The following is a 14,530-nucleotide window of genomic DNA, read 5'->3' on the forward strand; positions in this document are numbered from 1 at the left end:
GATTTCAGATGCCCTCGGCAGTCGCCGTGCCCCGGCCGCACCCGCGCCCGGTAGGGTGCTCCGCGTGACTGGTGACGACCGCGATCTCGACCTGGCCCTGGATCTCGCCGACCGGGCGGACCGGATCACGCTGGAGCGCTTCCGGGCGCGCGACCTCACCGTCGACCGAAAGCCCGACCGGACGCCGGTCACCGATGCCGACCTCGCCGTGGAGGACGCGGTGCGCGGGGTGCTCGCCGAACAGCGCCCCGCGGACGGAGTCGTCGGCGAAGAGCGCGGCGGGCAGATCGACGCCGGCCGCGCGTGGATCCTCGACCCCATCGACGGGACGAAGAACTTCCTGCGCGGTGTGCCCGCGTGGGCCAGCCTGCTCGCACTGCTCGAAGACGGACTTCCGCGGGTGGCGGTGATCAGCGCTCCCGCGCTCGGCAGGCGCTGGTGGGCCGGTGCCGGCGAGGGAGCGTGGGCGAACAACCCGGCGGGCGGGGTCGAACGGCTCGGGGTCTCGGCCGTGGGCACCCTGGCGGACGCCTACCTGTCCACCACGAACCTGGCCGAGTGGGGCAACCACCGCTCCCGCGCGTCGTACCTGCGGCTGCTCGACGCTTGCTGGGAGACGCGGGCGTTCGGCGACTTCTGGCACCACTGCCTCGTCGCCGAAGGTGCCATCGACATCGCCGCGGAGCCCGTGGTGAACACGTGGGACGTCGCGGCTGCGCGGCTGCTCGTGGAGGAAGCGGGCGGGCAGTTCACCGATCTCGACGGCACTGCGCGGATCGATGGCGGAAACGCGCTGTCCACCAACGGCCTCCTGCACGACGCGGCTCTGGCCGCGCTCCGCTCGGACTGACTCGCGCGGCTCGGTCTGCCCTGCCTCGCGCGCCCAGTTCCCGTGCGCATGCCGCGGACCGCGGCCGCCCCGTTCCACGACGGCTCGACGGTAGGCGGCTCGGATCGGCGGCTCGGGCGGCAACCCTCCGCTGGTGCTGGCTCGGGCGGCACCCCTCCGAGGGGGCGACGCGGACCAGGTGGCTCGACCGCCGCAACTTGGACCACGGTGGGTCGGCCACGGCCTCGGAGCGTGGTGCTGCGCCCCTGCGACGATCCGGCTTGAGGCCATGCGACCCACCGCGCGATACAGTCACCCCCCACAACCGCCCCATCGAATGAGCACCCCTGTGGACAACCCGCACCCTTGGGGATGGATGCTGCTCTATCCGTGTGGGGACAACTCACAATTTTCATGAAAATTGTGCTCTCTGGAAGAGTTCCAGATCGTGCCGGCGACTTGCTCGGGGATCGCGGCAGGCGAGCTACTCGGACGTGGGGAGTTCGGTGCCGTCGGCGGGAGTGGGGGTGGTGTCGAGTGGACCGACGGCGCCGCGCAGGAGCTGGGTCCAGGTCAACCGGCCGAAAAGGTAGAAGCACGCCACCTGTTCGTCCTCGAAACGCGCCCAGTCGTAGCGGTTTCCGTGCTCCCGCCAGAACACGTCCCAGGTGGCGGCGCCATCGGCCTCGGAACGCAGCAGGCACCACGCGTCATCGGCCTCCGCCCCGACCGACACGAGCTCCGCCGGAACGTGCATGGCGCGCAGCCAGCCGAGCACCGATTCGACGTTCAACGGGCCTCCTGGCTCGCAGATTCTCCCTCCGAGCCGAACCGCACCCCGGTCGACTCGTTCGGGGCGTCCAACGGGTCGCTCCCGCCGACCGCCCGCACCCGAGTATCCGTCCGCTCCGAGTCACCGGAACCGCCGGGGAGCTCCGCGGCACGCCCCGCCACTCCCACACCGGCATCCGCCCCGCCGGCCGCCCCGGCCGTGTCCTCGACGAGACTTCCCGAAGCCGCGAGCTCGACCACCGAGCAGGGCAGCACGTAGCGGGTACCGCCGCCGGGTTGGCCGAACCACGCTTGCGCTTCGTCACGCACGACCGGCACCGCGCGCCGCACGCGGAACCGGCGGTAGGGCCGCCGGCGGTACTCCGGCGGCTGCGCCCGCTCGGCGAACGGCGTGCCAGCGGCGAACACGACGCGCCGCGCTGGCGTGCCCAGCAGGTCCACCTCGGCGCCCGCGGGCAGCGGCTCCACCGACCCCGGCGACCCGGACGGAGGCCAGACGTAACCGCCCTCGCCCGTGTCATCGCGGTAGTTGCAGTCCCATTCCCGCGGGTCGAACCCGCCGTCGGGCTCGTACCCGGTCAGCAGCTCCGCCGGCAACGCGGTTGCAGGTCCGAGGATCCCGGCGGCTTCCGGACCGGTGGGATCCGCGGGCTGCTGCGCCGAGTACGCCGCGCGCAGCTCGCGCTGCTGCTCGATCCCCTCCCCTGCGCGCTGATGCACCGGGGTGCTGGCGGAGACGGGCATGTACCCGAGCGGGAACTGGTGCAGCACGAACGCGGTGGCCTCCGCGCTGCGCGGCGTGCGCGCGGCGCGTGCGGGACGCTGCGACACGGGTGGGATTCCGGGCGCGGCGGGGCGCAGCGCCGCACGCGGACGCACCTGCTCCGCGCCGCGGGGCACGCCGACCTGCGAGCCCGGGCCGGCACGGGGGTCTGCCGGGGGAAGCGCCCGCCCGGGGGCGGTCCGCGATTCCCGACCGGGCGCGGCGAGCGGTATCGGACCCGTGTCGGCCGCGGAGGAGCCCTCGGGTGCCGCGATCGGCCCCGTGTCGGACGCGTCGGTTTCCTCGCCGCGCGGTGCTCGGTCGGACACGCCGCATCCTCCCTCGCCGTGACTTCCTGGCGCCAGGATATCCGCCCGCCGCCGGCGGCGACCGCGACGCAGGCCCCGCCCCGAGCGAGCCGCGACAACTCGCAGTGCTTCGTCGCGCCGCAGGCGCGGAGCCGGGCGGGCGTCAGGACACGACCTGGGGCCGCTCCTCGGCGAAGTGGCAGGCCACGTCGTGCCGGCCGTCCTGCCGCTCGAGCGCGGGGTCCTGTTCGGCGCACACGTCCTGCGCCTTCCAGCACCGCGTGCGGAACCGGCACCCGGACGGCGGGTCGGCCGGGCTCGGCACGTCGCCGACGAGCCGGATCGTCTCCCGCCGCTCGCGCACTGACGGGTCGGGTACGGGCACGGCCGACAGCAACGCCTGCGTGTAGGGGTGCTGCGGGTGTTCGTAGATCTCCTGCTCGGTCCCGGTTTCCACGATGCGCCCGAGGTACATCACCCCGACCCGGTCGGAGAGGTGCCGGACGACGCCGAGGTCGTGCGCGATGAAGATGTACGACAGGCCGAGCTCGGACTGCAACTGCGCCAGCAGGTTCATTACCTGCGCCTGGATGGACACGTCCAGTGCGGACACCGGCTCGTCGCAGATGATGACCTTGGGCCGCAGCGCCAGCGCCCGCGCGATCCCGATCCGCTGCCGTTGGCCGCCGGAGAACTGGTGCGGGTAGCGCTGGATGTGCTCCGGGTTGAGTCCGACGACCTCGAGCAGTTCCTGCACTCGCCGCTGCCGGTCGCCCTTCGGCGCGACGTCCGGGTGCAGCTCGAAGGGTTCGCCGATGATGTCGCCGACGGTGCGCCGCGGGTTCAGCGAGGTGTACGGGTCCTGCAGCACGATCTGGATGTCGCGGCGCAGCTTCCGCAGTTCGCTGCTCTTCATCCGGAACATGTCGCGACCTTCGAAGAAGGCCTGCCCGCTCGTCGGGCGTTCCAGGTTCATCAACACCTGCGCGAGAGTCGACTTGCCGCAACCGGTTTCGCCGACGATGCCGAGCGTTTCACCGCGGTTGAGGTCGAAGGAAACGCCGTCGACTGCGCGCACGTGGCCGATCGTCTTGCGGAACAGGACTCCGCGGGTGATCGGGAAGTGCTTGACGAGGTCGCGCACCTCGAGGATCGGCTCAGACACGGCTCATCAACTCCTCGGCGAAGTGGCAGGCACTGATCCGGCCGGGCTCGGGTTCGTGGTAGCCGGGGACTTCCACCGCGCACCGCTCTCGCGCGTGCGGGCACCGCGGGTGGAACGGACATCCGCTGGGAATGGCGGACATGCTCGGCGGCATGCCGTGAATGCTGTCCAGTGTGGACTCCTTGGCGTCCATGCGCGGAATGGACCGCATGAGCCCTTCGGTGTAGGGGTGGGCGGGACGCCGGTACAGCTCTTCCGCGTCGGCCGATTCGACGACGCGCCCGGCGTACATCACGGCGATGCGGTCGGCGATCTCGGCGACGACGCCGAGATCGTGGGTGATGAGGATCATCCCCATGCCCTGTTCGCGGCGGATGTCGTCGAGCATGTCCATGATCTGGGCCTGCACCGTGACGTCCAGCGCCGTGGTGGGCTCGTCGGCGATGAGCAGCTCCGGGTCGAGCGCCAACGACATGGCGATCATGGCGCGCTGCCGCATCCCGCCGGAGAACTGGTGCGGGTATTCCCGCACGCGCTGCTTCGCGTTGGGGATGCGCACCATGTCGAGCAGTTCCGCGGCGCGTTTCGCCGCGTCGCGGCGCGACATGCCGCGCCGCAGGCGCAACTGCTCCCCGATCTGGTGCCCGACGGTGTACACGGGGTTCAGCGCCGAGAGCGCGTCCTGGAAGATCATCGCCATGGACTCACCGCGCAGCTTCCTGCGCTTCTCCTCGCCCGCGGTGAGCAGGTCCTGACCGCGGTAGTGGATCGAGCCGCCGGTGATCACGCCGGGCGGCATGTCCAGGATGCCCATGACGGTCTGCGCGGTGACGCTCTTGCCGGAACCGGACTCGCCCAGCACGGCGAGCGTTTCGCCGGCCCGGACGTGGTAGCTCACGCCGTTGAGCACGCGGGCGGTGCTCTCCCGCATGCGGAACTCGACGTGCAGGTCGTCGACCGCGAGCAGGGGTGCCGCGCCGGACGCGCTGCTGTCCTGTGTGGACACGATCTCCTCCTACTTCTGCTTCGGGTCGAGTGCGTCGCGCACCGCGTCGCCGAGCATGACGAAGGTCAGCACGGTGACGACCAGGAACGCGGCCGGGAAGAACAGCAGGTGCGGTGCCACGGAGATGTAGTCGCGCGAGTCGGCGATCATCACGCCCCAGGACACCACCGGCGACTGCAGGCCCACGCCGAGGAAGGACAGCGTGGCCTCGGCGCCGATGAACCCGCCGAGCGCGATCGTGGCGTAGACGAGCACCGGCGAGATCGTGTTCGGCAGCAGGTGGTAGCGGATCACCCGCAACGGCCCCGCACCGAGGGCGCGCGCGGCTTTGACGTAGTCCTGCTGCTTGGCCGCGATCGCGGCCGAACGCATGATGCGCATCGAGATCGGCCACGACAGCAGCGAGATCGCCAGGATCACCTGCGTGATGATCCGCGCGGGTTCGGGTTGCTGGTTCGCCGGGTTGAGCGTGGTGAGCACGACGATCGCACCGAGCACGAACGGCAGGCCCAGGAAGACCTCGGCGAAGCGGGACAGCAGGCTGTCCAACCAGCCGCCGAAGTACCCGGTGACCAGCCCGACGACCGATCCGATGAGGACGGTCAGCGCGGTCGCCAGCACGCCGACGATGATCGAGGTGCGCGCCCCGTAGATGCAGCGCGCGTAGATGTCGCGCCCCTGGGCGTCGTAGCCGAACCACGCCTCGCCCGAGGGGCCTTCGCGGACGCGGAGCAGGTCCTGGTGCGTCGGGTCTGCGGAGGTGAACAGCTGCGGGAACGCGGCCATCACGAGCAGCAGCACCAGCAGCGCGCTGCCGATCACGAACAGCGGGCGGCGCCGCAGGTCGCGCCACGCGTCGGCCCACAAGCCGCGCGGCTTCTCCTGCTTGCCGCCGCCCGCCGGCTGCGCAGGCGCGGGTGCGGGCGACCGCACCTCGTCCGCTGCGGCCGCTGCGTTCCTGTCCGCGGGGGACCGTCGCATGTCAGTCATAGCGAATCCTCGGATCGAGAACCGCGTAGAGCACGTCTACGAGCAGGTTCATCAGCAGGTACACGAGCACGAGCAGCGTCACCACGCCGGTGACGGTGACGCCTTCCTTGGTCTGGATGGCGTCGAAGACCAACCCGCCGATGCCTTTGATGTTGAACACGCCCTCGGTGACGATCGCGCCGCCCATGAGCGCTCCGAGCTCGGTGCCCATGAACGTGATCACGGGGATGAGCGAGTTCCGCAGCAGGTGCACGCCGACGACGCGGCGCGGTGCCAGGCCCTTGGCGTGGGCGGTGCGCACGTAGTCGGCGCGCTTGTTCTCCATGATGCTGGTGCGGGTGAGCCGCGCCACGTACGCCATGGACAGGCTGCCCAGCACGAGCCCGGGCACGATGAGTTCTCCCCACCGGCCCTGCGAGCTCACGCTGGGGTTGATGAGGCCCCACTCGGTGCCGAGCAGCACCTGCAGCACGAAGCCGGTGACGAACACCGGCAGCGAGATGAGGAACAGCGTGGACACGAGCACGAGGTTGTCCACGAGCCCGCGGCCGCGCAGACCGGTGAGGACGCCGGCCGCGATGCCGATGACGGCGGCGAAGGCCAGGCCGATGACGGCCAGCCGGATGGTGATCGGGTAGGCGTCGCCGACGAGCTGCCCGACGGACACGCCGGCGTAGGTCTCGCCGAAGTCGCCCTGCAGCAACTGGCCGAGGTACTTGAAGTACTGGATGATCAGCGGATCGTCCAGGTTGTACTTGTCGGTCATCTCCGCGATGTAGGCCGGTGGGCAGGCGCGTTCACCGCACCGGCCGGCGAACGGATCGCCCGGCAGCGCCCACACGAGCGCGTAGATGATGAAGGTGGTCCCGATGAACACCGGGACGAACTGGAGTAGGCGCCTGAGGATGTAGCGTCCCACGCCGGACCTCCTCGCAACGGTTTCTGCCTGCGGTGCTCCGAAGGAGCGGTGCGCGAACGCGCCACGGGCCCGGCCGGGTGCGGCCGGACCCGTGGATCCGCGCGCTCACTCGGTCAGGCGCACCGTTTCCAGGTCGAGGCTCATGTCGAACTGGACGTGCACGTTCTCCAGGCGCTCGGAGTAGCCGGAGACGGCTTTCTGGTCCCACAGCGGGATGGAGGGCATGTCCTGGGCGAGGACCTGTTCGGCCTGCTGGTACCCCTTGTTGCTCTCCTCGATGCTGGGTGCCCTGTCGGCGGCGTCCATCGCCCTGTCGAACTCGGGGTTGGAGTAGTCCATGTAGTTCGACGAGGCACCGGTGCGGTAGATCTTGCCGAGGAAGGTCTCCGCGGACGGGTAGTCGCCGACCCAGCCGAACCGGAACGGGTCGTTGTGCGAGCGGTTGTCGTGCATCGTCAGGAACTGGGAGAAGGTGGGCACCGAGTTGAAGGTGCAGTCCAGGCCGAGGTTGTTCTTCCACTGCCCGCAGAGCGCCTCGATCCACTCCTTGTGCCCGCCGTCCGCGTTGGACGTGATGTTGACGGGGCCTTCGAAGCCGGATTCGTCGAGCAGCTGCTTGGCGCGGTCCGGCTGGAACTCGCAGTTCTCACCGCAGGCGCCGGTCTCGTAGTCGGGGATGACGTTCTTGGGCACCCAGCCCTTCGCCGGGGTGTAGGCGCCGTTGAACACCACGTCGGTGATGCGTTCGCGGTCGATGCCCATGGACAGCGCCTTGCGCACCCGCGGGTCCTGGTACTCCTCCCGGTACAGCGGCAGCTGCAGCGCGTTGTTGCGCAGGATCTCCTTGTCCACCACGCGGTCCTGCAGGTCGGTGCGCCACTTGTCGTCGACCAGGGCCGACGGCGGGACCGAGTCGATGAAGTCGAGGTTGCCGGAGCGCACGTCCTGGTAGGCGGTTTCCTGCTCGTTGTAGACGCGGAACTCGACGCCGCGGATCTGCGGCTTGTGCTCGCCCTTGTACTCCTCGAAGCGGCCGAGCGTGATGTGCGCGTTCGGTTGCCGCTGTTCGAACCTGAACGGGCCGTTGCCGATCGGGTGCTGCTCGAAGCCCTCGGGGTCGTCGAAGAAGGCGTTCGGCATCGGGGAGAACGCGGGATAGCCCAGCGTCGTGGGGAAGATGGCGAAGGGCTGGTCGAGGGTGACCCGGAAGGTGCGCTCGTCGATCACCTCGAGGCCGGACATCTCCTGCGCCTGCGGTTCGGGCTGCGGTCCTTCGCCCTCCCCGCCGCCCGGGTTGACCTCGTCGAAGCCCTCGATGTGCGAGAAGAACGACGCGGCGGACTGCCCGTTGGGGGCGTAGGCCGCGTAGTTCCACGCCCGGACGTAGCTCTCCGCGGTCACGGGGGTGCCGTCGTGGAACGTCCAGCCCGGTTTGAGCGTGATGGTGTAGACCCGGTTGTCCTCGGTCTCGATCGACTCGGCGTGCTCGTTGTAGGGCTCGCTGCTCTCGGAGTCGTAGCCGACCAGGCCCGTGAACATCGCGTCGATCGGGCGTCCGCCGCCGGTTTCCGTAGTGTCCGCGGGCACCAGCGGGTTCTCCGGCTCGGTCGTGTTGACCGAGATGTAGCCCTCCTCCGTGCTGGCGCCGCTGCCGCCGCAGCCGCTGGCGACCAGCCCCACCACGAGTGGGGCCGCCACCCAGGCGGCCAAGCGTCGTTTCCGCATGTGTACCTCCCGCTAACGCACCAGCCGCGCGACGCCACGGACCGCCGTCGGTCCGGTCCGCCGCGTGGCTCGCGCACAATTTAGGCGAGAGGTGGCCCACAGTGCGGGTGTGTCATCAAGACGTAGCCGACTTTCTCGGTACAGACGACAATTCAGCCATATGGCGGGCCAATTGGTCCACACCATGGGAGGCTCTTCCAGCTTCACACGAGCGAGAAGTTCACACGAGCGACAGCGCGATGCCGTCGAGGATGTCCTGCTCGCTCACCGCCATCTCGGCGATGCCCGCGCGTTCGGCGAACTCGTCGGCGAGCACCTTCACCACCAGCGAACCGCCGCCGATCACGTCCACCCGCCCGGGGTGCATCGGCCCCAGCGCGGCGCGCTCGGAGTGCTGCATGCGCAGCAGATCACCGGTCAGCCGCTCGATGCCCTCCCGCGGCACGGACGAGCGGTGGATGCGCACCGAGTCGTACTCCTCCAGCCCCATGGCCAGCGCCGACAACGTCGTCACCGTGCCCGCCACACCGATCCACGTGTGCGCGCCCGAGGCGTCCACGGCGGCGAACGCCTCGTCGAGCACGGACCGCGCGACCTTCTCCGCCTCGGCGACCTCGTCGGCCGTCGCCGGGTCGGACGGCAGGCACCGCTCGGTCAGCCGCACGCAGCCGATGTCGGCCGAGTACGACGCCTGCACCCGCGCCTGCGCGCCGTCCCACGTGCCCAGCACCAGTTCGGTCGAGCCGCCGCCGACGTCGGTGACCGCGAACGGGCTGCCGGAGGGGTCGAAGGCGCTGACCGCACCGGTGAACGACAGCTGCGCCTCCTCCTGGCCGGTGACCACCTCGGCGTCGACGCCGAGCGTGCTGCGGACCATGCCGAAGAAGTCGTCCCGGTTCGCCGCGTCGCGGGTGGCCGAGGTGGCCACCATGCGGACGCGCTCGGCACCGGCCTGCCGCGCGGCCTCGGCGTAGTCCACCAGGGCCAGCCGGGTGCGCTCGATCGCCTCATCGGCGAGCCGCCCCGACGCGTCCACTCCCTGACCGAGCCGGACGATGCGCATCTCCCGCTGCACGTCCCGCAGCTCGCGCCGCCCGTCCCCGGTCACCGCCACATCGGCGATCAGCAGGCGGATCGAGTTCGTCCCGCAGTCGATCGCGGCGACCCGTGCCATCGGCGTTCCTCCTCGCAGTGTCGGTGCGCACCGCTCCCGGTGAGGGGTGCGGTCACCACACTAGTAAGGGAGTCCGCGGATCGGCGCTCGTGTGCCGCTGGACCGGGCTCGACACCGCGGTGACCTTCGGACCCGCCGGCCAAGGCCTCACCAGCACCTGCCTGCACGACGTCCACGGCCCCGTCGGGCAGGCGCAGCAGATCCTCACCGTCCGCCCCGCTCCGCCCGCCGCGGGGTGACGGGCGTCCGCGGCTGCCGGGGATTCTCAGGACTCGCCGACCGGGTGCGCGGGCGGCAGCGGCACCTCGACGTCACCCGGCGCGGGGGCCTCGGCAGCAGGCGGCTGGACCTCCTGGGACGTCTGGTCCGCCGGGGACGTCTGGTCCTCCGGGGTCGTCTGGGTCTCCTGGGGCGTCTGAGTTTCCCGGGGTGCCTGCTCCTCCGGTGAGCCCGCCTCCGGCGGCTGCGACGAGGTCGCCTCGGACGGCCGGGCGGGAGCCTCCGGCCGCGGGGAGCCCTCCGGGGACTGCTCGCCCGCCGGCGGCTGCGCAGGTGCGGAGGCGGTGCCCTCCGACAGCTCGGGCGGCGGTCCCTGCGGTGCGGCGGAGCCGCCCGGCTGCGCGCTGCCGGCCCGGGGGGTGAACCTCGGTGGCGGGACGGGATCCGCGGGTGGCAGCGGCTCGATCCGCGGGAAGTACGGCCCGGTCACGTCCGGAGCCGACTCCTGCGGAGGTGCCAGTTCGCCGGGGCTCGGGGCCACACCGCGCTCGTAGGCGTTCGCCCAGACGAGCACTTCGCGCACGTACTCGCCGGAGCGGTTGTAGGCGAACACGGCGCGGGCCAGCTCCTGCGGACGGCTCAGGTCCCGGCCTCCTGCGCAGAGGTACTCCCCCGCCGCCGTGGTGGCATCGCCCAGGTTGTTCGGATCCGTGCCCGGTTCCGCGACCACGCGCCACGTCCCCGGGATGAACTGCATCGGACCGACCGCGCGGTCCCAGCGCGGGTCTCCGTCGAGCCGCCCGCCGTCGGTGTCCGGGATCTCGGCCACGCCGTCGCCGTCGAGCACCGGCCCGAGGATCGGCGTGGTGGTCGTGCCGTTCGCGTCGATCGCGCCGCCTTCCGCGTGCCCGGACTCGACGCGTCCCAGTGCGGCCAGCACCGACCAGTGCAGTCCGCAGCCGGGTTGCTCGTCCGAGACCGCCCGCGCCGAGGCCCGGTAGGTCTCCAGCACCGACTCGGGGATGTCCAACCGCCCCGCCCGCGCCGCACCGTCCGGGGAAGCGGGATCGGCGGCTTCGGCCGCGGAGTTCTGCGACCCGCCCGAGCCGGGCGGCCGCGGATCGAGCCGCTCCGGCAGCGCACCGGCGATGCCGAGCGTGCGCGGCGGCGCGTCGGCCTCCTGCGCCGAGTCCTCGCCCCGCTGCGTGAGCATCCCGGTGACCACGAGCACGGCCGCCGAGGCGGCCACGATCGGTGCGGCCACGACGGTTTCGACGCGCCTGCGACGGCGCCACGGGTTGTGGCGGTCGCGGCCGCGTCGCGCTCGGCTGTCCTCGTCCAACGCCACTGCCCTCTCCCCGCGCGCGAGTCGGCGCCGTATCGCGCCGCGGGCGGTGCCCCCAGGGGCGCAATGCCCGCGCACGATTCCCTTCCTTACCGGACAGCGGGGAAGATCGCCGGGTGGTCGCAGCGCGAGGTCACCCGGACGAGTCGGGGACGGGCGGGTTCACGCGCCGAGTCCGAGCGCGCCCCGCAGGTGGGGCCAGCGCTGCGCGATGAGGTCGATCAGCTCGTCACCGATCGGGTTGGTCCCGCGGCCGACGGCGAGCGCGTGCGCCAGGTGGACGTGCAGGCACTTGACGCGATCGGGCATGCCCCCGGCGCTGACGCGGGTGCCGAGCGACTGCAGCGCGTCCCGCTCGGCCAGGTACGCCTCGTGCGCGCGGCGGTAGCGCTCGGCCAGTTCCGCTTCCTGCTCGAGCCGCTCGGTCATCTCCCGCATGAGGCCTTCGGATTCGAGCGTGGCGGCCGCGCTGACCAGAGCGGGCGCGGTCAGGTAGTACAGCGTGGGGAACGGGGTCCCGTCCTCCAGGCGCGGGTTGGTGCACACGGCGGTCGGATCGCCCGCGGCGTCCCGGGCCGCGACGGAGCGCAACCCGCGCGGACGGCGTCCCAGCTGCCGCTCGACGGCCTCCCGGTCGTGCTCGTCGATCGGCGGCACCGCTTCGGGAGTGCCCGTCGTCACGATCCGTCCTCCCCTCGCACCGACTTCCACAGCTGTTCGTACCAGGGCACGTCCTCGTGCTCCGCCGCGGACCCGTCGCTGTCCGCGGTGGCCTCCGCGGGCGGCACGTGCACCATGTACGGCGTCTCACCGGGGCGCACGTAACCGAGCCGCTCGCGCGCTTCGGCCTCCACCTGCGCCGGGTCGGACAGCTCCTCCTTGCGCTGCTGCAGCGACTGCACCTCGCGTTCCAGCTGCGCGCGGCGCTCCTGCTGCGCGCCGAGCTCGGTGCGCTGGCTCCAGTAGGTGCGCAGCGGCACCGCGACGCTCAACGCCATGGCGCACACCACCAGCGCCAGCACCGCGGCGCGGGGCGTGGACGAGAGCTTGAACGCACCGCCGGTGCTGCCCGAGGCCGACCGGGACCGCTTGGCCCCGGTCGGCCGGGGGGACGTGCCGCGACGGGCGCGGGCCGGCCGCCGCGAGTCGTCCCGACCGCGGCGGCCCGTGTTGCGCGAAACGCGCCCGACCGGCATGTATCAGTCCTCCACGGGTGTGAACAGCGGGAACGCGAGCTCGCCCGCGAACCGCGCGGCGTCGCCGAGCAGCTCCTCGATCCGCACGAGCTGGTTGTACTTGGCCACCCGCTCGCTGCGCGCGGGCGCACCGGTCTTGATCTGGCCGCAGCCGGTGGCCACGGCGAGATCGGCGATCGTGGTGTCCTCGGTCTCCCCGGAGCGGTGGCTGAGCATGCTCTTGTAGCCGGCGGAGGTGGCCTGCTGCACCGCGTCCAGGGTCTCGGAGAGGGTGCCGATCTGGTTGACCTTCACCAGCAGCGCGTTGGCCACGCCGCGGTTGATCCCCTCCTCGAGGCGGCCCTGGTTGGTGACGAACAGGTCGTCGCCGACGAGCTGGACCTTGCCGCCGATCTGGTTGGTCAGCTGCTCCCAGCCGGTCCAGTCGTCCTCGGACAGCGGGTCCTCGATGGACACCAGCGGGTAGGCGTCGACGAGCTCGCTGTAGTAGCCGGACAGCTGCTCGGCGGTCCACTGCTTGCCCTCGAAGGTGTACACGCCCGCGGAGCAGAACTCGGTGGCCGCCACGTCCAGCGCGAGCACGATGTCCCGCCCCGGTTTGTAGCCGGCCTTCTCGATCGCCGTGGTGATCAGGTCCAGCGCTTCCCGGTTGCTGCTCAGCGTCGGGGCGAACCCGCCCTCGTCACCGAGGCCGGTGGCCAGGCCCTTGGACTTGAGCACCGATTTCAACGCGTGGTAGGTCTCCGCGCCCCAGCGCAGTGCCTCGGCGAAGCTGTCAGCGCCGATCGGCGCGATCATGAACTCCTGGATGTCCACACCGGTGTCCGCGTGGGCGCCGCCGTTGAGGATGTTCATCATCGGCACGGGCAGCACGTGCGCGTTCGGGCCGCCCAGGTAGCGGAAGAGGTCCAGCCCGGAGGACTCGGCTCCGGCCTTGGCCACGGCCAGCGACACGCCCAGCAGCGCGTTCGCCCCGAGCCGGGACTTGGTGGCCGTGCCGTCGAGGTCCAGCAGCTTCTGGTCGACGACGCGCTGCTCGGTGGCTTCCAGCCCCTGCAGTTCCGGACCGATCTCGTCGAGGACGGCGGTGACCGCGTGCTGCACGCCCTTCCCGCCGTAACGGCCGGCGTCCCCGTCGCGCAGCTCGACCGCTTCGTGCTCACCGGTCGAGGCGCCCGAAGGCACCGCGGCGCGGGTGTGCGTGTCGTCCTCCAGCGCCACTTCGACCTCGACCGTCGGGTTGCCCCGGGAATCGAGGATCTCGCGGGCGCCGACCTGCTCGATGATCGCCACGTGTGCTCCTTACCAGCGTTCCAACGATCTGACCTCGCGGCGGTGACCTCGGAGGCGGTTGCGCCGCCCCGGCGGTACCGGCCACTCCCGAGCCTATGCGCTCGGGCCGGGCCGTCCGCACTCCCGTCGCCTTCGACACGTCGCTGTGCCGCCCGCCCGTCCAGCCTGACGGCCGCGGCGCCGCGCGGAAAGGCGGCGCACCACCGAATCGGTCACCTACCATCTGGTTGGACGTCGTGTGCAGTGGCGAATCGTCCTACGGTGAGGTCGCGATGAGCGAGGAACACCAGGCGAACCGGGGTGGCGCCGAAGAGCCTCCCCCCGCGCGGAACGGTTCGCACGACGACGTCGGAACCGGTCCAGCGGGCGGGGCCGCGGACGCGGCGGCGCTCGGCGAGGAGGCCGTGGAAGCCTTCCGCCGCGCGGAGAACCTCGTCGTCCAGCGCCGCCCGCGGGAAGCGCTCAGCACGCTCGAACCGGTGCTGCACATCGGCGCGGACAAGCCGAGCGTGCAGCTGCTGCTCGGGCGGGCGTACTACTTCTCGGCGCAGCTCGCCCGCGCCGAGTCGGCGTTCTCACGGGTGCTGGAGCTCGACCCGTCCGATCACTACGCGCGCCTCGCGCTCGGCCGGACCCTGCAGCGGCAGGGACGGCTCGCCGAAGCACGAGCGCAGCTGCGGCTCGCGGCGACGATGTCGCCCACGCCCACCTACCAGGAAGCGCTCGGCGAGATCAACGCGCACATCGCCGTCCGCGGGCAGTGAGGGGACTTTTCTCGAGAAAAGTCCCCTCCGGGGCAGCCGCGC

At 71.4% G+C, this 14,530-nt stretch carries 14 protein-coding genes and 1 pseudogene; 3 read left to right on the top strand and 12 right to left on the bottom strand.

The window, feature by feature from the left end; all coding sequences use genetic code 11:
- The first annotated feature begins 55 nt into the window (after positions 1-55).
- On the top strand, positions 56-850 hold the full coding sequence (gene hisN, locus ACVGV2_RS17435; protein ID WP_459163425.1) for a histidinol-phosphatase: 795 nt from the start codon (positions 56-58) through the stop codon (positions 848-850).
- Positions 851-1,313: 463 nt separating this feature from the next.
- Here the strand turns inward: hisN and ACVGV2_RS17440 are convergent, their stop codons facing one another.
- The 8 genes from ACVGV2_RS17440 to ACVGV2_RS17475 all read right to left on the bottom strand — a co-directional run bounded on the left by ACVGV2_RS17440 (position 1,314) and on the right by ACVGV2_RS17475 (position 9,671).
- Positions 1,314-1,622 (bottom strand): hypothetical protein, encoded by a 309-nt coding sequence (locus ACVGV2_RS17440; RefSeq protein ID WP_459163426.1) that lies wholly within the window; start codon positions 1,620-1,622, stop codon positions 1,314-1,316.
- Complete coding sequence (locus tag ACVGV2_RS17445) at positions 1,619-2,713, bottom strand: TNT domain-containing protein (protein WP_459163427.1); 1,095 nt, start codon at positions 2,711-2,713, stop codon at positions 1,619-1,621. The genes ACVGV2_RS17440 and ACVGV2_RS17445 overlap by 4 nt, the downstream gene beginning before the upstream one ends.
- 142 nt (positions 2,714-2,855) lie before the next feature.
- Positions 2,856-3,857, bottom strand: a complete 1,002-nt coding sequence (locus ACVGV2_RS17450) for an ABC transporter ATP-binding protein (protein ID WP_459163428.1) — start codon at positions 3,855-3,857, stop codon at positions 2,856-2,858.
- A complete protein-coding gene (locus tag ACVGV2_RS17455) occupies positions 3,850-4,788 on the bottom strand; it encodes an ABC transporter ATP-binding protein (RefSeq protein ID WP_459166040.1) in 939 nt (312 codons plus the stop codon). Before ACVGV2_RS17455 ends, ACVGV2_RS17450 begins: the two co-directional genes overlap by 8 nt.
- A gap of 84 nt (positions 4,789-4,872) precedes the next feature.
- Entirely contained in the window at positions 4,873-5,853 is a 981-nt protein-coding gene (locus ACVGV2_RS17460) for an ABC transporter permease (protein ID WP_459163429.1), read from the bottom strand.
- Positions 5,846-6,772: an ABC transporter permease gene (locus tag ACVGV2_RS17465; RefSeq protein ID WP_459163430.1), complete on the bottom strand. Its 927-nt coding sequence runs from the start codon at positions 6,770-6,772 to the stop codon at positions 5,846-5,848. Before ACVGV2_RS17465 ends, ACVGV2_RS17460 begins: the two co-directional genes overlap by 8 nt.
- 105 nt (positions 6,773-6,877) lie before the next feature.
- Positions 6,878-8,497 carry a peptide ABC transporter substrate-binding protein gene (locus ACVGV2_RS17470; protein WP_459163431.1) on the bottom strand — a complete coding sequence of 540 codons (1,620 nt, stop codon included), beginning with the start codon at positions 8,495-8,497 and terminating at the stop codon, positions 6,878-6,880.
- A 220-nt stretch (positions 8,498-8,717) separates the two neighbouring features.
- Positions 8,718-9,671 (bottom strand): Ppx/GppA phosphatase family protein, encoded by a 954-nt coding sequence (locus ACVGV2_RS17475; protein WP_459163432.1) that lies wholly within the window; start codon positions 9,669-9,671, stop codon positions 8,718-8,720.
- 98 nt (positions 9,672-9,769) lie between these two features.
- On the opposite strand from ACVGV2_RS17475, the pseudogene ACVGV2_RS17480 reads away from it, so the two are divergent.
- A pseudogene (locus ACVGV2_RS17480) lies at positions 9,770-9,910 on the top strand (thioesterase family protein); the annotation flags it as partial.
- A gap of 26 nt (positions 9,911-9,936) precedes the next feature.
- Here ACVGV2_RS17480 and ACVGV2_RS17485 read toward each other — a convergent pair.
- From ACVGV2_RS17485 to eno, 4 genes are all read right to left on the bottom strand, one after another.
- Positions 9,937-11,238, bottom strand: a complete 1,302-nt coding sequence (locus ACVGV2_RS17485; RefSeq protein WP_459163433.1) for a lytic transglycosylase domain-containing protein — start codon at positions 11,236-11,238, stop codon at positions 9,937-9,939.
- A 159-nt stretch (positions 11,239-11,397) separates the two neighbouring features.
- A complete protein-coding gene (locus tag ACVGV2_RS17490) occupies positions 11,398-11,916 on the bottom strand; it encodes a DUF501 domain-containing protein (protein ID WP_459163434.1) in 519 nt (172 codons plus the stop codon).
- Positions 11,913-12,431 carry an FtsB family cell division protein gene (locus ACVGV2_RS17495; protein WP_459163435.1) on the bottom strand — a complete coding sequence of 173 codons (519 nt, stop codon included), beginning with the start codon at positions 12,429-12,431 and terminating at the stop codon, positions 11,913-11,915. Before ACVGV2_RS17495 ends, ACVGV2_RS17490 begins: the two co-directional genes overlap by 4 nt.
- A 3-nt stretch (positions 12,432-12,434) precedes the next feature.
- Positions 12,435-13,724 carry a phosphopyruvate hydratase gene (eno, locus tag ACVGV2_RS17500; RefSeq protein WP_459163436.1) on the bottom strand — a complete coding sequence of 430 codons (1,290 nt, stop codon included), beginning with the start codon at positions 13,722-13,724 and terminating at the stop codon, positions 12,435-12,437.
- Between the two features lie 404 nt (positions 13,725-14,128).
- Between eno and ACVGV2_RS17505 the strand changes: the two genes are divergently transcribed.
- The gene (locus tag ACVGV2_RS17505) at positions 14,129-14,488 is read left to right on the top strand and encodes a tetratricopeptide repeat protein (protein WP_459166041.1); all 360 of its coding nucleotides are present in this window, start codon (positions 14,129-14,131) and stop codon (positions 14,486-14,488) included.
- Positions 14,489-14,530: the final 42 nt, after the last annotated feature.

It is taken from the genome of Bounagaea algeriensis, from assembly GCF_054491375.1.